We start from the raw sequence: 16,555 nt of genomic DNA, 5'->3' as shown, positions 1-16,555 counted from the left end.
GCCACCCAAGAGCGGAAAAAATGCCGCAACCCTGCTCTTTGACGGTTTTTTTGACCCGGGGGGTTTAGATCCGGCTTTTTGATGTGATTCCCTTGGTCCCCTGCAGGTTTTGCTGCCTCACTGCGCCGACTGGCGGCGAATATGATAGAGCTGTCCCGGCACCAGAGGCCCCTGCAGATGGGTCTCTTCCCCGTCGGGCCAACGGATGCGCAGCCCCTGGGCGGCGCCGCTCTGGCCGAGACCAAAATGGACGCGCGCCGCATCAAAGCTCATGAAACCGCCGCCCAGCTGGATCTCGCGGGTCTGGGTGGCGCCCATTGCGGATCCAGGCGCCATTTCCAGGGTGACACGGGCGCCAATGGCGGCGCGGTTGCCACGGTGATCTTCCAGCTGCACCACCAGCCCGGGCTGCTGGCCATTGTTGCGCCACAGGGTCAGCGGGCCATTGACCGGATGCGCCAGCAAATCGAGATCGCCATCGCCATCCATATCAAACTGGGTGGCAGCGGCGGTCATCAGGTAATCCTCCAGCCCCATCTCGGCGGAGGCCTCGCGGAAGCTGCCGTCGCCCGTGTTGTGAAAGAACAGATTGGAAGGTGAGACCTCATTGGGGACCCAGGTGCCATTGACAATATAGAGATCCTGCCAGCCGTCCTGGTCAAAATCCGCCACCTTGGTGTCCCAGCTCCAGCCGCCCACCTCCAGCCCATGGGCCGCCGCCGTATCCGCATAGGCCGTGCCCTGCCAGTCCAGCAGCACATTGGCCCGCAGGATTTGCGGATGGCTGAGAGCGATTTCTTCCGCCAGGGGCTGGCGGCTGGGCTTGAAATGCAGATCACAATAGGCCCGCGGCACCACCTGCGGCGCCGGGATCAGCGTACAGAGGCTGGCGTCGCGCTTTTGAATGGCCAGATCCTTGATCAGCATCGCCTTGCACACGTCGCGGTTGCGGCTTGTCAGGATCTGGCAGCGCCCGGCATAAGAGGGATCAAAACGGTTGCCGGATTTATACCACTCCTTGATCGCCATGTTCTGCTGGCAGGTGGCGCGGGCCTGAGCGTTCTGAATGGCATCGCAATAGAGCGCCAGCGGCTGCATCTTCAACCGCTCGGAGACCCCGGAGGAGCGACCGGCGATCTGTGCCAGATAGATCTCGGGGCGGGTGTCATTGAACAGATCCGCCACCTTGACCGCCATGGTGGTGGTGGTGGTGTGGGGGATCAGCCCCTCGGGCTGGGTCACCATCTGCAAACCGCCCTGGCCATCGCCGCGATAAAAGTAATCGGGGATGTCAAAATCATTGCCGACAATCAGATCCTGGGCGCCGTCGCCGTCAAAATCGCTGAACAACAGCGACAGGGTTTCGCCGGGAATACCGGGCAACTCGTGAAAGCTCTGGCCACTCAGGGCGCCATCGGGGTTAAACACCACCCGGTTGCGCGACTCCTCGCCCGGAATGCGCCGGTACCAGCCCGCCGCCCAGTTGCCGAGCCCCAGGTCCAGATAGCCATCGCCGTCCAGATCGGCAAAGCTCAGCGCCATGGAGAGCGGTGTCTCGGCCTGGTTTTGCACCGGGCTGAGCGGCGTGGCGCCAAAGGCCCCGCCATGGTTGCGCCACCAGAAATTGCCCTTGAGGTAGCTGGCCAGGAACAGATCCAGCCAGCCGTCATTGTCGATATCCACCAGCACCGCATTAAACACCTGCAGATCCGCCAGCGGTCCAAGATCCAGATCCACCCGGGAAAACTGCCCCTGGCCATCGTTGCTATACAGATAAAGCCCCGCCTCGGTGGAGGCCACCGCCAGGTCGATGTCGCCATCGCCGTCGATGTCGCCCGAAGACAGGCTGCGCCCCTCCCAGAAGGGCGGCCACATATCACGCATGGAGAATTCCAGCGGTTTATCAATGCCAAATTCACGGGCCTCGGCGCGGGTGAACAGGGTTTCGGCGGCGGCTGAGCGCGGTGCAAAGGGCGTGGTGGTGATCTGGATCGCACTGGAATCTGCACTGGTCACCTGCGGCAGCGGATCCGCCTCCAGGGTTGCCGCCTGGGCGGCGCTCCAGAACAGGCTGTCTGACAGGCCGGCAGACGGGCTACCTGTGGGGGCGGGCTGAACCGCCTGTGGTGCGGCGCTTTGCAACAGCATCTCCAGGGCGCGCTGGCTTTGCCAATTGTGATAGCTCTGCGCCCCGAGGCCGGCCAGAATGCCAAGGCTGGCAATTGCCGCTCCCAGCAGGGCAGCGATGCGAAGCCCCAGCATCTGATTGATAATAAAGAAGGAATAGATCGAAAAACTGCCCAGGGTCATCAGTAGCGCCATGACATAGCCCTGCGCCAGCCCGCTGGCGATCAACACCCCGCACATCACCACATCAAAGCCAATCGGCACCGGCATGAACAGCCCCACCAGGGCCACCAGCAGCAGGATCCCGAGGCCAAAGGGCAAGGTGGTAATCATCTCGGAGGGCAGCAATGTGCCCACCAGCGCGCCCAGAAACCCCGCCGCCAGCATCAGCGGCACTGTCATCCGCACAATATACCACAGATTGCCCAGATAGGCCTTGATCACCTCCCCGAGGGCGCGGATCAGCCCCTCGCGGTGGGGGGCGCCCGCCTCCAGATTACCAGCCTCCAGATCACCTGCGGCCAGTTCGGCGGCGCTCCAGCTTGGCGGCACGGAGGCGGTGGCGGCAGAGACCTCTGCCTGCTGCGGAACTGGCAGCAGGCGGCAGAGCAGTGGCACCACCGCGAGGATCACCACCAGCGACAGGGCCACCTTGATCACCACCATATAAAACGGCACCAGCGCCAGCAGCATGGTCAGCACCACAAAGTTCAAAGTGGGGGAGGCCACCATGGCCGACAGCGCTGTCTCGGCCCGCATCCCCGAGGCATAAAGCCCGCGGCCAATGGGGGCGGCGCAATTGGCGCAGACCCCCAGCGGCGCGCCCAGAAACAGCCCCAGCACGGAATTGGCAAAGCCGCTCGCGAGGCTGCGGCGGCGCAGATAACCCAGCGTGGTCATAAAGGCGGCCGCAAAGAGGATGCCAAATGTCATCCCCTTCTTATTGGTATTGATCCAGTTCAGGGTGGAATAAAACACCCTCTCCGGGATGCTCATGGCCTCGGTTAGCGGGTATTTTGCCTCAAAGCTCAAGGGATCCTCAAGTTGGATCGCCCCCGACATCATCAGCTTTTCATTCAGCGCCGGATAGCGTGAGCCGGTCCAGAACAGATAGGCCAGCGTGCCCAAAATCAGCAGCGACAGGACCAGAGGTTTGTGAGAGGTCAGAGCGCGTATCAGTAACATGGTATCCTGGCCGTATTCCGTATTTTGGGTATCTATTTGAACCGAGTGTCGAACAGGGGGCGGCCGGTTCCCAATTGTTGAACCATATGCGTTGTTAGACACATATCAGGATCCCGCACCGCCCGGAACCAGACCTGCCGCGGATGGTACCAAGACAGTTTTTGCACATGCAAGCCGCTCTGCTGGCAGGCCTCTGTGATGGCATCTTCCTCAAACAGGGTGCACTCTGGATAAAGCCATCCGGAATAGGCGCTCCCCTTGGTCTTATTGGCGGCACCGGCACAGTCGGCCAGAATAGCCGTGAACAAGAACTGGCCCTGCTGCGACAGGCAGCGTGAAGCCGCTGCCAAGGAGCTTTGCAACAAGTCGAGGCCGACATGGGAATATATCGACTGGGCCACGATGAAATCGCTGCTGTGATCGGCGACACCAGCCAGACTCAAATCGCTTTCGTCAAAAAACCGCGGGGCTTTGATGTCCAGAACATCCTGGCCGATCTCCTGTTCGACCGCTGTCTGCCACAGCCATGAATTGGGCTCGATCCCAGTGTAGCGCCCAGGCATCAGATATTGCAGCAAAAGCCGCCCTGCCCTGAGAGATCCGCAGCCGATATCCACCAGATGATGGTCTTCGCGCAGCCCCAGAGAGGTGACTAGGCGGAACTGGGTGGCCCCCATGAAATCATATTGCTGAGGCGGGCCGACATAGGCTCGGTAATTCTCGCCGCCCGGGGCCATTTTCCGTGTGGCTAGGATGTCTTCTTCCAGAGTTGTTTCAGACCCTGTTGCCGAGAGACCGGATGCAGGCAGGCCGAGGGGGGTATTGGAGGGCATGGTTTAATGATCTTCATCTAGAGGCGGATCTGCGCGCAGACAGACCAAAAGGCACGATAGCGGTGCACTTTCAGTCTGTCGCAGCCATATCAGGCGGGTTTACAGAGCCAGAGGCTTATTCGGCCTTGGCCAGCTGCATTTCGAGATCCTTCACCCGGGTATTGAGTTGCTCGATGTAGATATGAGCATGCTCAAGCTCGTTCAGCATGGCCAGAAGTTTGTTGGTTACCCGTAGCGGCTCATCCGGGCGGGTTGCTCCGACCGCTGGCAGATGCTTGTTGGCCCACATACTGGCGGCATGGTCTTCGATCGAAGCAACAGTATAGACCTCGGGGTCGAACACGCGGTCACAGGGCGTGACCCCGGTACAGCTGCCTGCGGTGCTGGTCACCAGGCCGCCGGAAATCCGCAAATCCCCGTCGCTTTCCAGGCGGAATTCTTCGCCGGCGTTGGCCCCGTTGGTAATCCGGAAGCTATTGTCTGTCTGGTGTTGCACGTTCCAGGTGAAATTGCTGCCGGTTTCGGTCAGGCTCATGAATACTGTGCCGTTGTTTTGCAGCTTCAGAAGCTGTCTGGCAGCCGCGGCCGCAGCGGTCTCCTCAACCAAGATCATAGCACTGCCATCAGACCGGCGCACATGCAGGGGCGCCGATCCAGCGCCACCGTCCCCCTGTTCCACAAGCAGCGAGCCGCGGGTGATATGCAGCCCTGCATCCGGGCTGGTGGTGCCCAGGCCAATATCGCCATCGGTATCGACATAGATCGAGTTGTTCGGTGCCGTGGGGCGGATCTTGAAGGGGATCAGGCTGCCATTGGTGGCGTCGCGTACAAAGAAGTTGGTCTCGTTGCCGGCCACATCCCAGGTCTGGGGGGTAAAGCCAGAGGAGCCGTCTTGCTCCAGGCGCAGGGTTGGGGAATCCCCATCCACCACATGCAGCTCGACCACTGGAGTGCTGGTCCCCAGGCCGATGCGGCCGCCGTCATCCGTATAGAGCGAATGCGAAGGCGCCGAGGCTTCGATGGTAAAGGGGGTGCGGCCGCCATCAATATCCTCGACCGAGAACCTGTCCTGCCCGCCGTTTGTGCTGTCATTGAAGACCAGCTGCCAGTCACGGGTTGGGAAACTGCCGGAATTTGAGGTATCCATGGCGCGGATCCGCAGGTTGTTTTCCTTTAGGCGGATGGTGTCAAAGCCAAAGCTTTCGCCATTGACGCAATCCTGGCCGACACAGATGCTGTTTTGCACGATCAGGTCGTCAGAGATGACCTGATCTGCCTGGGCGACACCGGCCATCAGACCCAGGGTGCTAACGCCTGCAATCAGGCTGCGCTGGAACATATAAGTCATAAAAATCCTTTCTTCGGTGCGAAGCAGCCCCTGCTGTGTCGCGGTTATTCTGCGTAAGGGTCAGTCTTCGCGGATCTCTTCGGGGGTAATGATTACCCCGCGCGACACCACAAAAGACCCATTCATGTAAAACCCTTTACCCCTGGTGGTGGCGGTCTCACCGCGGCCATTGTCGATGGGATTGACGATTTCAACTTGCTCGTCCGTGGCAGCCTTGAGCTCATAGCGGTAGGTGCCGTCCTGAACCTGGTCGCGGGACAGCTCAAACACCGGGGTGCCGGTGGCGGCAAAGACTTCGGTTACCTTGCCATTGGGGGCGGCCACAATCAGGGTAGCATTGCTCAGACCGGTCCAGTTTTCGAACCAAACGGCATTGGAATTATACTGCTGGACCGGATCCACCGTCAGCGCCGCTGCGGCACTGGCCAGGGCGAGACCAAGCCCCAGGCTCAGAATTCTGCCCGCCTGACGGGCGCGACACGTGATCGTTTTCATCATTGGTTGCCTCATTGCCCTAGGGCAGTTTTGTGGAACAAAAACAGCTAGATATGATCGGAACAAACAAAGGCACCATCTCTGACACCCTCTACACATTTGCGTTAGAATAGGGGTAAATGCGAAGAATCTTAAGCTTTTTTTGAGTCCCGCGGTTGTTTTTACCTCTCTTGCATCTGTGCTGTGGTCGTTACGCCCTCCCTGTGGTTTTGGCGCCAAAGAAGCCCCTTTGGCGGTGCTATCCCGGTTACAGAACGCCAGCGCGGCTGAAGACGCCAAAGAAGTTGCCGATGATATTGGAGATGGTGAGCGCATCATTGAGCGGCGATTCCGTTGCCATCACCAGATCTCCGGGATTGATCTGGAACTGGCGGGCGGAAAACAGCCCATCCGCCGAGGTCAGATCCAGGGTAAAGACCACCCGCGTATGACGCGGCCCCCGCACTCCGGGTGTTATAGCAGAGGGGGGATATTCGCGCAGGATCAGAAGACCCTGAGGATCGGCGCGGCTGTCCTGAAACCCGCCGGCCACCGACATGGCATCCATCGCCGACATTTCATCCTTGGAGAAGATATGCAGATCTTCTTCGCCGGTGGCGCCAAAGGAGAGGAAGTAGCGCTCATCCTCTTCGACAAAGACCCGATCCCCCCCGCGCAGCAGGCTGTCCTTGTTTGGATCATTCAGCAGCGCATCCACCGAGGTGCCATAGATGCTGCGGCCGCGCACCAGGCGAATTTGTGGATTGTTGAGATTGGCGCTGATGCCACCGCCCATGGAGATCAGCCCCATCACCGAAAAGTTGCGATTGGGCATCGGATAGGTGCCGGGGCTGGCAACGCCCGAGACCAGATCCACCGAGTTGTTGCGCCCCTCGGCCATGTCCAGTTGCAGCTGTGCCGAGGGCACGATGGCTTCCAGCTCCACCTGCAATTGCTCGCGGGCCAGATCCGGCGTTAGCCCCAGCACATTCACATTGCCGACATAGGGCATGAAGACGCTGCCATTTGCGGCAACGCGTACATCCTGCAACTGCACGTCCCTTTGTTCCGGTGAGGTCAGCAGGGAATTGTCACTGCTGTCCCAGATCCGCAGCGTGAGCGTGTCACCCGGCTGGATGATCTGGGTCTTGGCACCATTGCTGGCCCCGATCCAATTGAGCCGCTCCTGCTTGCCGGTGGACGGCCACTGCGCCGCCGTTGGCAAAAAGGCCCGGTTGACCGCGTAGAGAGCAAAATCCGCATCCACATCTGAGGATTGTTTGATGATCTCTTCACTGGCGGGGGCGCCACCGGGCAAACGCCCGCAGGCAACTGGCAACAAAAGCAGGCTGACAGCAGCGAACAGAAGAATCGGAAGGCGCATAGAAGCTCTTTTCAGGAATGGTCTTGATTTTTGCTGCCCGCAAGATACTGGGCTTAGACGGCGCGTCAACTGAACTGCGCATCTGATACAAACAGAGGCGGCATATGGGTTTTCCGGTCACAGTCGTTCTAGGGGCCTCGGGGCGGATCGGCAGGGTGCTACGCCACTGCTGGCCCGAGGTCGTATCCCAGTCCGCCCCCCTGGCCGCCCCCCTGGCGGGGGCTGAAATCCGCTGGCAAAGCCGTAACCCGTTGCTGCAGCGACCAGAGGTGGCAGCGCCTGCATTGCAGGACCCTCTGAAGGATCCTGCTGGGCTGGTGCAGCTACTTGCTGGAGCCGAGGCGGTGCTCTGCCTGGCGGGCAGTATTCCGGGGCGGGGCATGGATCTGGCGGATAACACCCGCCTGGCCTGCGCGGCAGTGCAGGCAGCGGCGCGCGCCGCCGAAATATCAGGGGCGCCGACGGCGCGGGTGCTGCTCAGCTCGTCGGCGGCGGTCTATGGCAACCAGCCAGGGTTGCTCAGCGAAGACAGTCCACTCAGCCCCGCCAATGCCTATGGCGCCGCCAAGGCGGAAATGGAGCAGCAGGCGCTGGCGCTGGGGCAGCAACTGGGGGTGCCGGTCACGGCGCTGCGCATCGGCAATATCGCTGGGCTGGATGCTATCCTGGGCGGCTGGCAGCCGGGGTTTACCCTGGATCAATTTGCCGATGGCCGCAGCCCGCAACGCAGCTACATCGGCAGTGTGACCTTGGCCCGGGTCCTGGCGGCGCTGGTCCGCCAATCCGACCTGCCGCCGCTGCTTAATCTGGCGCAGTCGGGTGCCATCGAAATGGCAGCACTGCTGCGCGCGGCGGAGCTGGATTTTGCCTGGCGCCCGGCCCCTGCCAGCGCCATTTCCGAAGTCGAGCTCGATGTGAGCCGCCTGCGTCAGGTCCTGTCGGAAGCCGGGGACGCCCGCCTGCAGACAGCGCTGTCGCCCCCTGCGAATGCGGCCTATATGGTGACCGAATGGGCGGTCGTGCAGCCCTCGTCCCGCCACGGGAAAGAGGCGGCGAAAAGCCCTATTCAAACCTTGCAAAAGCTTTTGCAAACAAAGGATTTTTCTCGCTCATGACTTGGCGCAAACGTCTTTTTGACCTTTTCTTTGTCAGCCTTTTGATTGTGATCCTGGGGCCAATCTTGCTGCTGATCTTGCTGCTGCTCCTGTGGAAAGAGGGGCGGCCAATATTTTACCTGTCAGAGCGGATGACCACTCCAACCCGCGGGTTTCAGCTGTGGAAACTGCGCACCATGACCCAGGTGGGTGAAGACTCCGGGGTTTCAGGCGGCGATAAGGCCGCGCGGATCACCAAGACTGGCGCCTGGCTGCGCGCCAAACGGCTGGATGAGCTGCCGCAGCTGTGGAATATCCTGAAAGGGGATCTCTCCTTTGTTGGCCCCCGCCCACCGCTGCGCCAATATGTCGAAGCCCACCCCGAAATCTACGCCGAGGTATTGAAATCACGTCCTGGCGTGACCGGGCTTGCCTCGATCACCTATCACAAGCATGAGACCGCCCTGCTGAAGCGCTGCCAGAGTGCCGAAGAGACCGATGCGGTCTACTCTCGCATCTGCGTGCCAGCCAAGGCGCGCCTGGATCTGATGTATCAGCGCCACCAGAGTGTCTGTTATGACCTGGATCTGGTGTTCCAGACCATCGGCGGATTGTTTCGGCGCGGCTGAAGCGCTGTCAGAAGGGGCAAAATCCGTGTGACCCCGCAATTCCATGACAGCCTCTCGGCGCTTTATGGCCGACATGGCCAACAGGGGGGGGCTGGAGTGGCCTAGGGCAGGCCTGTTGGCTTTGCCTCTCCTGCGGTTCTGTGCTAGCGGTGGACGATTAAACCATGGAAGAGTGAGTGAAATTTGCTTTTAACGAGGCGCAATTCAACGCCTTTGACGGCTGCCAAAGACCGTGTTTTCAACAAATAGATCGCACCAGGCCTTCTGCGGGGGGGCAAAATATTGAATAGGGCTGTGGGATGTTCAACCTAATTAGTGCGCTTTCGCGGAAACAGAAATCCTATGTCTTTCTGGCGATTGATCTGGGGCTGATCCCACTGGCCCTGCTGTTTACCCTGACCGTACAGCCGCTGCCGGATCCGGCCCTGCACACGCTGGCTGCGATGCTGCCTGTGCTGCCCTATGTGATGCTGGTGATGGCGGCCAGCTCTGTCTGGCTGGGCCTGCCGATGGTGCAGCTCAATGCCTATGAACGTCACGCTGTGGCGCTGACCGGGGTGGTTGCGGTTATGACGGCGGTGGTCTTGGCTGTGCTGACCCATCTGTTTGGACCGGATCTGCCCTCGGGCACCCATGTGGTTTTTGCCACCAGCTATATGCTGTTCATGATGGCGACCCGGGCGTTCCTGCATCAGATCGTTCTGATGATCTACCGCCGCGCCAGCCCGCGCTGCCGGGTACTGATCTATGGCGCCGGCACCACCGGCACCCAACTGGCGCAGGCGCTGAAATCCCATGATGGTATCGATCCGGTAGCCTTTGTTGATGACAATGGATCGTTGCAGGGCATGACCCTGGTGGGGCTTCAGGTTTTTGCCCCCTCCCGCATCCAGGAGCTGGTGCAAACCCGTCAGATCAATCGGGTGCTTCTGGCGATGCCCTCGCAGAGCCAACCGAAACAGGCTCAGGTCATTCTACGCCTGCAGGGTATGGGGCTCGAGGTGCAGGCGCTGCCCTCCTTTGCCCAGCTCATTGGCGAGGAGGCTCTGGTCGATAAGCTGACGCCAGTACCGCCGCAGCAATTCCTGGGCCGTAAAAGCCATAATTTGCCGCTGAATGAAGCCAGCAGCTCCTATGCCAATCGGGTGATTTTGGTTTCTGGAGCCGGCGGCTCCATCGGATCGGAACTGTGCCGTCAGGTGCTGCGCTGCCGCCCCACCAAGCTGGTGCTGTTCGAGCTGAGCGAACTGGCGCTTTATACCGTGCACCAGGAATTGGAACAGCAGGCCGCCGAAATCGGGGTCGAAATAGTGCCGATCCTGGGGACGGTCACCGATCCACGCCAGGTGCGCGGCGTGCTGGAAACCCATGGTGTCCAGGTGGTGCTGCATGCGGCGGCCTATAAACATGTTCCCCTGGTCGAGGCCAACCCGCTGCCTGGGCTGGCCAATAATGTCTTTGGCACCCAGAATCTGGCGCAGGCTTCGGCCCTGGCCGGGGTAGAGCGCTTTATCCTGATTTCCTCCGATAAAGCGGTGCGCCCGACCAATGTGATGGGGGCTTCCAAGCGGATGGCCGAACTGTTGCTGCAGGATCTGGCCACCCGTAGCAGTCAGACCATCTTTACCATGGTGCGCTTTGGCAATGTACTGGGCTCCTCCGGTTCGGTGGTGCCCCTGTTTCAGGATCAGATCAGCCGCGGTGGGCCGGTGACAGTGACCGATGCGCGGGTGAAGCGCTTTTTTATGACCACCGCGGAAGCTGTCCAACTGGTGTTGCAGGCCGGCGCTCAGGCCCGTGGCGGCGAAGTCTTTGTGCTGGATATGGGCGAACCGGTATCGATCTTGCAGCTGGCCCGGCAGGTGATCGAAAGCGCCGGTTATACCCTACGCGACGAAACCAATCCCGAGGGGGATATCAGTATCGAGATCATCGGGTTGCGGCCTGGTGAAAAGATGGAAGAAGAACTCACCCTGACGAATGAGTTGATAACCACCCGCCATCCGAAGATCTTTTGTGCCCGTGAAACCGTGCTGTCAGAGATCGAGGTTGCGGCCTTTATGCGCGGGCTGCGCCAGTCTCTGGCCTCCGGAGATGCACTGGCCGCGCGTCAGGTGCTACAGCGCTGGGTCGAAGGCTATGGCAGCCAGGATACAGATCGCAAGACCTCCTGATCTGTCTGGCAGGTTGCGAGAGGGACTGCGTTGATCCTATGGTCCGTTTTATGTTCTATTCGCGGCGGGTCAAAACTGGCAATACTGACACCGATAGGCATAGTTTCCTCACTCAGAGGGGCGAATCGACAGGCATAAGGCAATTCTCTTCGTGACTCGCAGTTTTTTCCGCCTGCTCAGGGCTTCCTTCTCCAAACCAGCCCTGGGCTGGAAGCTGCTGGTTGCCGTGGCGGTGACCTGTCTCCCTGTTCCTGCCGCCCAGGCCTGGCTCCCCGAGATCACCCGCAGGCCGCAAAACCCAGAGCCCGGCAGTGATGCGGCGGCGCCGCGGTTCAAACCGCTGCCCCCGCCTGCGCTGAACTTCTATGGCACCCCCGGCATCATCGACACCCCCTCAGCCGAGATGCTGCCCGATGGCACCTATGCGGTGAGCTATTCCTGGTTTGGCGGCACTAGTCGCTACAATGTCACCTTTCAGGCGTTGCCCTGGCTCTCTGCCAGCTTTCGCTACAATGGCATCAGGAACCTCAATCTCTTTGGCTTTGCCACCTATTATGACCGCGGCTTTGATGTGCGCGCCCGGCTGTGGAAAGAACGTGGCTGGCTGCCCGAGGTCACCATGGGTTTGCAGGATTTTGCCGGCACCGGGGTCTATGCGGCGGAATATTTTGTCGCCACCAAACGGTTTCAGACGCCAGCCCTGTCACGCCGCAGCGGCCCCGGCCAGCTGAAAATCAGCGCAGGTCTCGGCTGGGGACGCTTGGGCTCGCATGGGGCCATTGGCAATATCGGCGGGGTGCGGCCCACATTTGTCGGCGGCTCCACCGGGGGCGAGCTGTCTTATGACCAATGGTTTCGCGGCGATTTTGCCCCCTTTGGCGGTATCGAGTGGCAGCCCAATGAGCGGCTCAGCCTGAAAGCGGAATATTCCACCGATGCCTATGTCACCGAGACACAGGTGTCGAATGTGTTTGAGCGCAAATCAGCGCTGAATTTTGGCGCCGAATACCAGTATAGTGATCGCACCCGGCTCGGTGCCTATTATCTCTATGGTTCTGAAATCGGCTTTACCGCCCAGTTCCAGCTCAATCCCCATCACCCGCTGACCCCCATGGTGGTGCCCGCGGCGCAGCCAATCTACCCGCGCAGCCAATGGGCGGTCAACGAAGAGGATTGGAGCCAGGACTGGGTGGAGAGCAGCCAAAAAACCACGCTGTTTCGCGACACTCTGGCCGAGGCTTTGAAAAAGGACGATCTCATTCTCGAGGCCATCACCTTTGAGGGTACCGGCGCCGAGGTGCGTTATCGCAACCCGCGCTATCAATCCGAGATGCAGGCAGCCGGGCGGGTGGCGCGGGCCATGGCTGCAACCCAGCCCGCCTCGGTTGAAACCTTCCGCATCACCCCGGTGCGCAATGGGATTGGCCTGTCGACCATCACGGTGCGGCGCTCGGATCTTGAGGCCCAGGAATTCGCCACCGATGCCAGCAATGGCATCAGTGCCGTAAGCGCGATAACCGCAGCCCAGCCACTGGCGGAGGAGGCGCTGTTTTCAGATGAGCTGTACCCGGCGTTTTCCAGCAGTTTTGCGCCCTATACCAAACCCTCCTATTTTGACCCGGCGCGCCCCTTCCGCATTGATTTTGGCGTCGATCTGACCGCCAGCTACGCACCAGCCCCAGGCTGGATCATTGCCGGCGCCCTGCGTCAACGCCTTGCAGGCAATGTGAGCAACAGCCGCGCCTCCAACTCGAAGCTGCCCCCTGTGCGCACCGATATTTCGGAATATGCTCAGTTTGGCACCACTCTGGAAAACCTCTATGTCGCCCACAATTGGAAACCCGGCCAAAATCTCTATGCCCGCACCACGGTGGGCCTGTTTGAAACCATGTTTGGCGGCATCTCCGGTGAAGTCCTGTGGAAACCCATCAATAGCCCCCTGGCCTTGGGGGTCGAGGCCAACTACGTGGTCCAGCGGGACTATGACCAGCGGCTGTCGTTCCGCGATTACAAGACCTTTACTGGCCATGCCTCGCTCTACTACCAGCTGAGCAACAACTATCATCTTCAGCTGGATGCCGGACGCTATCTGGCCGGGGATTATGGCGGAAGCTTCAGCCTGGACCGGGTCTTTAACAATGGCTGGTCGGTCGGGGCCTTCTTTACCCTGACCAATGTCTCCGCTGCGGATTTTGGCGAAGGCTCCTTTGACAAGGGCTTTCGCTTTCGGATCCCGCTGGGCTGGATGCTGGGCAAACCCAGTCGCCGGGGCTATGGCCTGACCATTCGCCCAACGCAACGCGATGGCGGCCAGCGCGTCGCCGTTCCGGGGCGGCTTTATGGCTCCATCCGCGCGGCCCATCGCAGCAGCCTGCAAAATCAACGCGCGAGGTTCTGGGAATGACATCTCTCCCCCTGGCTCAGCCGCTGAAAAAAGCCATCACCCTGACCAGTCTTTTGATCCTGGCGGGCTGCAGCACCGGCCCCGAAGAAGCCAGCGGTTCCATCGAAGTGGGCCGCGCCCTGCGCGATGCCATTGCGGCGCGACGGGCACCCGATCCTGCGCCCTTGCAGATCACCCGCGCCTTTCTTGATCAGCACCGGCCACACCTGGAAGTCCTTGTCGAGCGACAGGAGGTGACAGGCTATATGGCCCAGGGGCTAATCCGCCAGGATGATCTCCCCGGCCAGATCACCACCTGGAGTGCCGATGATGGCAGCGCTCTGTCCTTTCGCAATGGCCTGCTGATTGCCACCCGAGGGCTGCCGGGAAACCTGATATCGACCGGGGTCCCGGTCCAAGAGGGGCTTGCCGGACCAGCACAGGGCGGAGAACGCAGCTATCATCTGCGCAGCGGCGATAACCAGCAGCGCATCGTCACCCTAGCCTGTGATCTCAGCGACCTGGGGGCGCAGAAACTGGAGATCTACGAGAAGTATTACAATACCCGCCACTTACAGGAGCGCTGCGAAGGGCCGGGTCAAACTGTAGTTATCAATGACTATTGGGTTGATTCTCGCAGTCAGAAAGTCTGGAAATCACGGCAGTGGGCAGGTCCCGAAACCGGCTATCTGCGCATTCGGGACCTCTCAAGTTAAGCGTTTTTGCCACAGGTTGCTAAAATTTCCAGCAATATGTGGGAGAAAACCATTCTTCAAGCAATTTGCCGCTATGGCTTACGTTGAAATTATCATCCCGCTCGCATAGAGTTGTACCAAATGACATTCCAAAGGAGATTTGGATTATGAAAAATACCTTTGCTGCCCTGCTGCTCACCGCAGCGACCGTAACAACTGCTGCGGCTCAAGCCACTGCTCCTGGCGCAGGTGCCGGCGGCGCTGGCGCTGGCGGCGGCGCATTTGGCACCGGCATCACCGCAGCAACTGTGGGTGCAGCTGCTCTGGGTGTTGCGATCGTGACAGTCGTGGTCACCAACGAAGACGGCACCACCAGCACCACAACCACAACAACAGCAACAGGCAGCAACTAAGCCTCTTGGGCCCTGGGGCCCGGTCAGGCTTGGCCTGCTATCATGTGTTGAAGACTTCAGGAAACGGGTCCCTTTGGGCCCGTTTTCTTTTGGCTCAGATTGCCGGCTGCCCTTGGCTGGTTTGCAAGAATCCGCCCAAAGCCCTGCCAATCTCGCGGCAACAAGAGACCGCTCTTGTGGTCCGACACAGGCTCGGCTTTATGCTGGAAACAGGCCAGACTTCTGGGTTTCCTTCTATCGCTTTGTCTTAGTGCCCCTGGCTACAGCCGGGCAAACACGATGATTTCATAGGATGCAAAATGCGCAAATTATTTGGCACGGACGGAGTCCGGGGCACCGCCAACATCCATCCAATGACCGCCGATATGGCGCTGCGCATCGGTGCCGCCGTGGGGCGGTATTTTCGCCGCGAGGCGGGGGGCGTCCACCGGGTGGTGATCGGCAAGGATACCCGCCTGTCAGGCTATATGTTTGAAAACGCGCTGACAGCCGGGCTGACCTCAACAGGGATGAACGTGCTTTTGCTGGGACCGGTGCCAACCCCCGCCGTGGGTCTGATGACCCGCTCCATGCGCGCCGACCTGGGCGTGATGATCTCTGCCAGCCACAACCCGGCCGAAGACAATGGCATCAAGTTCTTCGGCCCTGACGGCTTCAAGCTGTCGGATCAGGCGGAGATGGAAATCGAAGCCCTGCTCGCGGCCGGTGTGGAGCCTGCACAGGCGCAGCACATCGGCCATGCCAAACGCATCGATGATGCCCGGTTCCGCTATGGCGAGCGGGTGAAATCCTCGCTGCCGCGGGACATTCGTCTCGACGGGCTCAAGGTGGTGCTGGACTGTGCCAACGGCGCCGCCCACCGCACCGCGCCCGAGGTACTCTGGGAGCTGGGCGCCGAGGTGGTGCCTCTGGGCGTCTCCCCCAATGGACGAAATATCAATCTCGGCTGCGGCTCGACCCAGCCACAAACCGCCGCCGAAGCGGTGGTGGCCCATGGCGCCGATGTGGGTATCTGTCTGGATGGCGACGCCGACCGGGTGATCATGATCGACGAGACCGGCAGCGTCGCCGATGGGGATCAGCTGATGGCCCTGCTGGCTGGCCGCTGGGCCAAGGCCGGAACCCTGACGGGCAATGCCCTGGTTGCCACGGTGATGTCCAACCTCGGTCTCGAACGTCACCTTGCAGACCAGGGGCTGCGGCTGGAACGCACCGCTGTGGGCGACCGCTACGTGGTGGAACGGATGCGGGCCGGCGGTTTCAACCTGGGCGGTGAACAGTCCGGCCATATCGTGATGAGCGATCACGCCACCACCGGCGACGGGTTGATGGCCGGGCTGCATATGCTCGCCGCCATGGTCGAAACCGGCAAACCCGCCTCAGATCTGCTCACCCAGTTCACCCCGGTGCCACAGCTGCTGCAAAACGTGCGCTTTGCGGCCGGCCAGACCCCGCTGGACAGCCCACCAGTGCAGGCCGCAATCCGCGACGCCGAAGCCGCACTCGAGGGCAAGGGCCGCCTGTTGATCCGCAAATCCGGCACCGAGCCACTGATCAGGGTAATGGCCGAATGCGAAAACGAGCCCCTCCTCAACGCCACCGTAACCGAGGTGGCCGCCGCCGTTGAGGCCGCAACCAGCTGACCCCAGGACGGCATCAGGGCCGCAGCTGCCAGATTTCATCTTACCCAAAATACCTCGGGGGAGGCCCAAAAGGGCCGGGGGCAGCGCCCCATTTTTACGAAGATCCCAAACGGAAAAACGCCGGTAAGGAGAGCTCCTCAGCGGCGTTTTTTTATTTATAAACAGACCATTGC

General features: G+C 60.5%; 12 protein-coding genes. 7 read left to right on the top strand and 5 right to left on the bottom strand.

Annotated features, from left to right (window positions below):
• Positions 1-117: 117 nt before the first annotated feature.
• The 5 genes from QZ268_RS17955 to QZ268_RS17935 form a co-directional block, all read right to left on the bottom strand.
• Positions 118-3,312: an FG-GAP-like repeat-containing protein gene (locus tag QZ268_RS17955; RefSeq protein ID WP_295455268.1), complete on the bottom strand. Its 3,195-nt coding sequence runs from the start codon at positions 3,310-3,312 to the stop codon at positions 118-120.
• Positions 3,313-3,344: 32 nt separating this feature from the next.
• A complete protein-coding gene (locus QZ268_RS17950) occupies positions 3,345-4,145 on the bottom strand; it encodes a class I SAM-dependent methyltransferase (protein WP_295455266.1) in 801 nt (266 codons plus the stop codon).
• A 115-nt stretch (positions 4,146-4,260) separates the two neighbouring features.
• Positions 4,261-5,493 carry a hypothetical protein gene (locus QZ268_RS17945; RefSeq protein WP_295455264.1) on the bottom strand — a complete coding sequence of 411 codons (1,233 nt, stop codon included), beginning with the start codon at positions 5,491-5,493 and terminating at the stop codon, positions 4,261-4,263.
• 60 nt (positions 5,494-5,553) lie between these two features.
• Positions 5,554-5,988, bottom strand: a complete 435-nt coding sequence (locus tag QZ268_RS17940; protein ID WP_295455262.1) for a hypothetical protein — start codon at positions 5,986-5,988, stop codon at positions 5,554-5,556.
• Between the two features lie 247 nt (positions 5,989-6,235).
• Positions 6,236-7,351 (bottom strand): polysaccharide biosynthesis/export family protein, encoded by a 1,116-nt coding sequence (locus tag QZ268_RS17935; RefSeq protein ID WP_295455260.1) that lies wholly within the window; start codon positions 7,349-7,351, stop codon positions 6,236-6,238.
• Between the two features lie 104 nt (positions 7,352-7,455).
• Between QZ268_RS17935 and QZ268_RS17930 the strand changes: the two genes are divergently transcribed.
• The 7 genes from QZ268_RS17930 to glmM all read left to right on the top strand — a co-directional run bounded on the left by QZ268_RS17930 (position 7,456) and on the right by glmM (position 16,382).
• Positions 7,456-8,466, top strand: a complete 1,011-nt coding sequence (locus QZ268_RS17930) for an NAD-dependent epimerase/dehydratase family protein (RefSeq protein ID WP_295455258.1) — start codon at positions 7,456-7,458, stop codon at positions 8,464-8,466.
• On the top strand, positions 8,463-9,074 hold the full coding sequence (locus QZ268_RS17925; RefSeq protein WP_295455256.1) for a sugar transferase: 612 nt from the start codon (positions 8,463-8,465) through the stop codon (positions 9,072-9,074). Before QZ268_RS17930 ends, QZ268_RS17925 begins: the two co-directional genes overlap by 4 nt.
• A 299-nt stretch (positions 9,075-9,373) precedes the next feature.
• Positions 9,374-11,248: a nucleoside-diphosphate sugar epimerase/dehydratase gene (locus tag QZ268_RS17920; protein WP_295455254.1), complete on the top strand. Its 1,875-nt coding sequence runs from the start codon at positions 9,374-9,376 to the stop codon at positions 11,246-11,248.
• 151 nt (positions 11,249-11,399) lie between these two features.
• Positions 11,400-13,652 carry a YjbH domain-containing protein gene (locus tag QZ268_RS17915; RefSeq protein WP_295455252.1) on the top strand — a complete coding sequence of 751 codons (2,253 nt, stop codon included), beginning with the start codon at positions 11,400-11,402 and terminating at the stop codon, positions 13,650-13,652.
• Complete coding sequence (locus QZ268_RS17910; RefSeq protein ID WP_295455250.1) at positions 13,649-14,347, top strand: YjbF family lipoprotein; 699 nt, start codon at positions 13,649-13,651, stop codon at positions 14,345-14,347. The genes QZ268_RS17915 and QZ268_RS17910 overlap by 4 nt, the downstream gene beginning before the upstream one ends.
• A gap of 146 nt (positions 14,348-14,493) precedes the next feature.
• Positions 14,494-14,739, top strand: a complete 246-nt coding sequence (locus QZ268_RS17905) for a hypothetical protein (RefSeq protein ID WP_295455249.1) — start codon at positions 14,494-14,496, stop codon at positions 14,737-14,739.
• Between the two features lie 299 nt (positions 14,740-15,038).
• On the top strand, positions 15,039-16,382 hold the full coding sequence (glmM, locus tag QZ268_RS17900) for a phosphoglucosamine mutase (RefSeq protein ID WP_295455246.1): 1,344 nt from the start codon (positions 15,039-15,041) through the stop codon (positions 16,380-16,382).
• Positions 16,383-16,555: the final 173 nt, after the last annotated feature.

Source organism: uncultured Pseudophaeobacter sp. (assembly GCA_905479575.1).
In the GTDB taxonomy this organism is placed as follows: Bacteria; Pseudomonadota; Alphaproteobacteria; order Rhodobacterales; family Rhodobacteraceae; genus Pseudophaeobacter.
The sequence above is the reverse complement of the archived record's forward strand: the minus strand, read 5'-3'. Positions and strand labels throughout refer to the sequence as shown.